A 5,321-nucleotide genomic window follows, 5' to 3' on the forward strand; every position below is an offset into this window, starting at 1 on the left:
GCGCGCCAGTCGCAGGCCACGCGCTGCGTGATCACGCGAGACAGTTCATTCGAGCTCATCGATATCGCTCCTCAGCACCTTGGCCGCCACCGCGGCCGAAAAGCCCCGCGCCATCAGGAAGCGGGCCTGCCGGGCGCGCTCCTTGGGATCGGCGGGCGGGGCGTCGAAGCGACGGCGCCAGAGCGCGGCCGCGCGTTCGAGCTCGCTGCCCTGCAGCCCGGCCACCGCCTGCGAGATGGCCTCGGCGCCGATGCCCTTGGCCTGCAGTTCCTGCCGCACGCGCGCCGCGCCAAGCCGGCCCGCGCGCTGGTGCAGCACCGAGGCGACCACGCGCTCCTCGCTGATGAAGTCCTTGGCCGCGAGCTCGTCGAGCGCGGCCTTGAGCGTGCCCGGCTCTTCCTCGTAGCGCGCCAGCTTGCGCTCGAGTTCGCTGCGGGAATGCTCGCGCTGGCTCAGCAGGCGCAGCGCGCGGCCTTTCAGGGAAGGAGCATCGAATGCCATCGGAAATGCGGGAGCGGAAAAAGAAAGCGGGGCGGCCGAAGGCGCCCCGCTCGCAGGCATCGGCCGGTTATTCGGCCGCGCCGGCCGCGTCCGCCGCCAGCAGCGGGATGCCCAGCGATTCACGCACCTTGTTCTCGATCTCGCGCGACAGCTCGGGGTTCTCGCGCAGGAACTCGCGCGCGTTGTCGCGGCCCTGGCCGATCTTCTCGCCGTTGTAGGCGTACCAGGCACCCGACTTGTCGATGATCTTGGCGGTCACGCCCATGTCGATGATCTCGCCCTCGCGGCTGATGCCCTCGCCGAACAGGATGTCGAACTCGGCCGTCTTGAACGGGGGCGAGACCTTGTTCTTCACCACCTTGACCTTGGTTTCGTTGCCGATGGCCTCGTCGCCCTTCTTGATGGTGCCGATGCGGCGGATGTCCAGGCGCACCGAGGCGTAGAACTTCAGCGCGTTGCCGCCGGTGGTGGTTTCGGGCGAACCGAACATCACGCCGATCTTCATGCGGATCTGGTTGATGAAGATGACCATGCAGTTGGTCTTCTTGATCGTGGCCGTGAGCTTGCGCAGCGCCTGGCTCATCAGGCGGGCCTGCAGGCCCGGCAACGAGTCGCCCATCTCGCCTTCGATTTCGGCCTTGGGCGTGAGCGCGGCGACCGAGTCGATGACGATCAGGTCGACGGCGCCCGAGCGCACCAGCGAGTCGACGATCTCGAGCGCCTGCTCGCCGGTGTCGGGCTGACTGATCAGCAGGTCGGACAGGTTCACGCCGAGCTTCTGGGCGTACTGCACGTCGAGCGCGTGCTCGGCGTCGACGAAGGCGCAGGTGCCGGCCTGCTTCTGCATGGCGGCGATGACCTGCAGCGTGAGCGTGGTCTTGCCCGAGGATTCAGGACCGTAGATCTCGACCACCCGGCCGCGCGGCAGGCCGCCGACGCCCAGGGCGATGTCGAGGCCCAGCGAGCCGGTGGAGACCACCTGGATGTCCTCGAGCGCCTCGCCTTCGCCGAGCCGCATGATCGTGCCCTTGCCGAACTGCTTTTCGATCTGGGCCAGCGCGGCCTGGAGGGCCTTGGCCTTTTCGGTGTTGGCGCCTGCGATGCTCGAGCCCTTGACGACTGCGTCCATGTGAAAAACTCCTTGAAGATCAACGGGTTGTGTACTGTCGGATCCATCTGCTTTTAACTACAGCCTGGATGCTTGAACAGTAGTGTAGGGGCGGATGGATTCGAGTAAACCCATTTTTTGGTCAGTTTGCTTTACCATTTGGTGCCGTGAGCGACACCCCCTTTCCCCTCGATCCCGATGCCTGGCGCCAGACCCACCTGGGCCGGCTGCTCGGCCATGCGATGCGGCGCTTCGACGAGCGCGTGCTCGCGCTGATGGCGCACGACGTCGACGTGCCGCTGGCGCTGTCGAACCTCGCGGCGCGCGCGCAGGTGAGCGCTGCCCACGTGCACATCACGCGCCACCTCGCGCGCGAGGGCTCGCGCCTGACCGAGCTCGCCGAGCGCGCCGGCATGACCAAGCAGGCCATGGGCGCGCTGGTCGACCAGTGCGAGGCCTGGGGGCTGGTCACGCGCGGGCCCGATCCGCTCGATGCGCGCGCGCGGCGCGTGCTGTTCACGGCCGACGGCCTGGCCTGGCTCGAGGCCTTCCGCCAGGCGGTGACGCAGGCCGAGCGCGAGTTCCGCGCCAGCGTGGGCGACGATGTCGCCACCGTGGTAACCATCGGTCTGGAAGCCTATACGGCGGGCTAGACTCCCCCGAGCGGAGACAACGTGCAACGGCGCCGCCCACGGCGCGAACCGGGCTGGAGGTGGCTATGCGGATACTGATTGCCGAAGACGACAAGGTGCTGGCCGATGCACTGCTGCGCAGCCTGCGCACCTCGGGCGCCGCCGTCGATCACGTGGCCAACGGCTCCGAGGCCGACACCGCGCTCATGACGCACAGCGAGTTCGACCTGCTGATCCTCGACCTCGGCCTGCCCAGCCTGCACGGCATCGAGATCCTCAAGCGGCTGCGCGCGCGCGGCTCGCAGCTGCCGGTGCTGGTGCTCACCGCGGCCGACAGCGTGGAGGAGCGCGTCAAGGGGCTGGACAACGGCGCCGACGACTACATGGCCAAGCCCTTCAGCCTGCAGGAGCTCGAGGCGCGGGTGCGCGCCCTCACGCGCCGCGGCATGGGCACCACCAGCAACGCGATCAAGCACGGCCCGCTGATCTACGACCAGGCCGGCCGCGTCGCCACGCTCGACGGCAAGATGGTCGAGCTGTCGGCGCGCGAGCTGGGCCTGCTGGAGGTGCTGCTGCAGCGCGCGGGCCGGCTGGTCAGCAAGGACCAGCTGGTGGAGCGCCTGTGCGAATGGGGCGAGGAAGTCAGCCTCAACGCGATCGAGGTCTACATCCACCGCCTGCGCAAGAAGATCGAGAAGGGCCCGGTGCGCATCGCCACCGTGCGCGGGCTCGGCTACTGCCTCGAAAAGATCCAGTGACGCGCGTGCGGCCGCCGGGCGCGGCGGGTCCGGTCCGATGAAACTCTTCCAGCGCGCGCAGCGCTCCCTGTTCGGCGAGATCCTCGACTGGATGCTCACGCCGCTGCTGCTGCTGGTGCCGGTCAGCATCGGCGTGACCTGGCTGGTGGCGCAGGGCATCGCGAGCGCCTCCTTCGACCGCGTGCTCACGCACAACATCGAGACGCTGGCGCGCACGGTCTCGCTGCAGAAGGACAGCCCGCGCTTCGTGCTGCCGCAGCCGACGCGCGAGATCCTGCGCGGCGACGACACCGACCGCGTGTACTACCAGGTGCTCGACAGCCACGGCACGCTGCTCAGCGGCGAGCACGACGTGCCGCACCCCAGCCTCGACGAGCCGCCGACCATCGGCCAGGTCCAGCTGCGCGATGGCGAGATGAACGGCAAGTCGGTGCGCGTGGCCTGGATCTGGCTGGCCGGCGACGCGCCCGATGCGCCGCCCGCGCTGCTGCAGGTGGCCGAGACGCGCCAGAAGCAGTCGCTGCTGGCGGCCGACATCATCAAGGGCGTGCTGCTGCCGCAGTTCGCGATCCTGCCGCTCGCGGTGCTGCTGATCTGGCTGGCGCTGGTGCGCGGCATCAAGCCGCTGTCGGTGGTGGAGGCGCGCATCCGCGAGCGCCGCCCCGGCGACCTGAGCCCGCTCGACGAATCCTCGGTGCCGCTCGAGGTGGTGCCGCTGGTGTCCTCGGTCAACGAACTGCTCGACAAGCTCAACGATTCCATCGACACGCAGAAGCGCTTCCTGGCCGACGCGGCGCACCAGCTCAAGACGCCGCTCGCGGGCCTGCGCATGCAGGCCGACCTGGCGCAGCGCGAGAACGCCAATGCCGACGAGCTCAAGCAGTCGCTCAAGCAGATCGGCCGCGCCAGCGTGCGCGCCACCCACACGGTGAACCAGCTGCTGTCGCTGGCGCGCGCCGAGGGCAACAGCGCCGGCGCCCATCGCCAGCCCTGCGACCTGGCGCGGCTCACGATCGAGGTGGTGCGCGAGGCGGTGCCGCGCGCGATCGAGAAGCGCATCGACCTGGGCTACGACGGCCTCGATCCCGGCTCGCGCGGCGTGGTGCTCGAGGGCAATCCGACCCTGCTCAAGGAGCTGGTGCGCAACCTGGTCGACAACGCGATCAACTACACGCCCTCGCGTCCCGAACGTACCGGCGTGATCACCGCGCGGGTGCTGGCCGATCCCTTCGGCCGGGTGCTGCTGCTGCAGGTGGAGGACAACGGGCCGGGCATTTCCGAAGCCGACCGCGAGCTCGTGTTCGAGCCCTTCTACCGCGTGCTGGGCAACGAGGCCGACGGCTCGGGCCTGGGGCTGCCGATCGTGCGCGAGATCGCGAACCAGCACCATGCACAGGTGACGCTCGAGGACGCGCATCCCGAGCGGCAGCCGCCGGGCGCGCGCTTCACGGTGCGTTTCGAGAGCGCGCCGGCCTGAGCGGCCGGCTCATCGGGCGCTGGGGCCCGAGGCACCGGCCTTGGGCGGCTCGGCGCGGATCTGCAGGTACTCGGGATGGATCTGCCGCGTGAGGCGCTGCGGATCGCGCTCGTCGAGCCCCGCCGGCGCGAGGCCGAAGCCCGCGAGGTCGCCGCGCGACCACAGCCAGTAGCCGCCATTGAGGACCAGCAGGGCGATCACGACCAGGCGCAGCGGCATCGCGGCGTCCGGTCTCAGAGGGCCATGCCGCGCGGCCGCACGCTGACCTCGTCGCTGACGATGGCCTGCAGGCCCTCGGCCGTGCGCACCTGCAGCTCGCCGGTCCACGAGACGCCCTCGCACAGGCCCGTGCGGCCGTCGCTCAGCACCACCTCGCGCCCGCGCAGCACATCGCGCGCCGCGAAGCGCTCGGCGAACGGCGCGAAGCCGCGCGCGCCGAACGCGAGCACGTCGCGCACCAGCGGCGGGATCAGCTCGGCCAGCACCGCGGGCGAGGTGGCGTCGGGGCGCCATTGGCGCACCCAGGCGGGTGGCGTGCGCATGCCCTCGGCATCGCGCGCGCCGATGTTCACGCCGATGCCGATGACCACGTAGCGCGGCGACGATGCACCACCGCCATGCGACAGCGCGGTCTCGATCAGGATGCCCACGAGCTTGCGCTCGTCGACCCAGAGGTCGTTGGGCCACTTGAGCCCGAGCCTGGCCGCGCCCGTGGGATCGAGGTTCTCGGCCAGGCTGACGCCGACCGCGAGCGAGAGCCCCGACCAGTCGGCCGGCGCGAGCGGCAGGCCCAGCGAGAAGGTCAGCGACGGCGCGACATCGTCGCCGGGCTGCTGCGCGCTCTG

The 5,321-nt window shown here is 70.1% G+C and carries 7 protein-coding genes; 3 read left to right on the plus strand and 4 right to left on the minus strand.

Annotated features, from left to right (window positions below; genetic code table 11):
- Window positions 1–45: 45 nt before the first annotated feature.
- Together recX and recA are read right to left on the minus strand one after the other, a co-directional pair.
- Window positions 46–501: a recombination regulator RecX gene (recX, locus tag AC27VN_RS31875; protein WP_093351512.1), complete on the minus strand. Its 456-nt coding sequence runs from the start codon at window positions 499–501 to the stop codon at window positions 46–48.
- A gap of 67 nt (window positions 502–568) precedes the next feature.
- Window positions 569–1,630 carry a recombinase RecA gene (gene recA, locus AC27VN_RS31880; protein WP_093351515.1) on the minus strand — a complete coding sequence of 354 codons (1,062 nt, stop codon included), beginning with the start codon at window positions 1,628–1,630 and terminating at the stop codon, window positions 569–571.
- A 146-nt stretch (window positions 1,631–1,776) separates the two neighbouring features.
- Here recA and AC27VN_RS31885 point away from each other — a divergent pair, with 146 nt between their 5' ends.
- The 3 genes from AC27VN_RS31885 to AC27VN_RS31895 all read left to right on the plus strand — a co-directional run bounded on the left by AC27VN_RS31885 (window position 1,777) and on the right by AC27VN_RS31895 (window position 4,476).
- Entirely contained in the window at window positions 1,777–2,262 is a 486-nt protein-coding gene (locus AC27VN_RS31885; protein WP_093351519.1) for a MarR family winged helix-turn-helix transcriptional regulator, read from the plus strand.
- A 65-nt stretch (window positions 2,263–2,327) separates the two neighbouring features.
- Window positions 2,328–2,999, plus strand: a complete 672-nt coding sequence (locus AC27VN_RS31890) for a response regulator (protein WP_093351522.1) — start codon at window positions 2,328–2,330, stop codon at window positions 2,997–2,999.
- A gap of 37 nt (window positions 3,000–3,036) precedes the next feature.
- Window positions 3,037–4,476: a sensor histidine kinase gene (locus AC27VN_RS31895; protein WP_208511734.1), complete on the plus strand. Its 1,440-nt coding sequence runs from the start codon at window positions 3,037–3,039 to the stop codon at window positions 4,474–4,476.
- Window positions 4,477–4,485: 9 nt separating this feature from the next.
- Here the strand turns inward: AC27VN_RS31895 and AC27VN_RS31900 are convergent, their stop codons facing one another.
- Together AC27VN_RS31900 and AC27VN_RS31905 are read right to left on the minus strand one after the other, a co-directional pair.
- Window positions 4,486–4,695 carry a sporulation protein gene (locus AC27VN_RS31900; protein WP_208511733.1) on the minus strand — a complete coding sequence of 70 codons (210 nt, stop codon included), beginning with the start codon at window positions 4,693–4,695 and terminating at the stop codon, window positions 4,486–4,488.
- 14 nt (window positions 4,696–4,709) lie between these two features.
- Window positions 4,710–5,321, minus strand: a 612-nt coding sequence (locus tag AC27VN_RS31905) for a biotin--[acetyl-CoA-carboxylase] ligase (protein WP_490879149.1), incomplete at its 5' end; no start/stop codon positions are given.

The organism is Variovorax sp. 20P10.2.4, assembly GCF_058244205.1.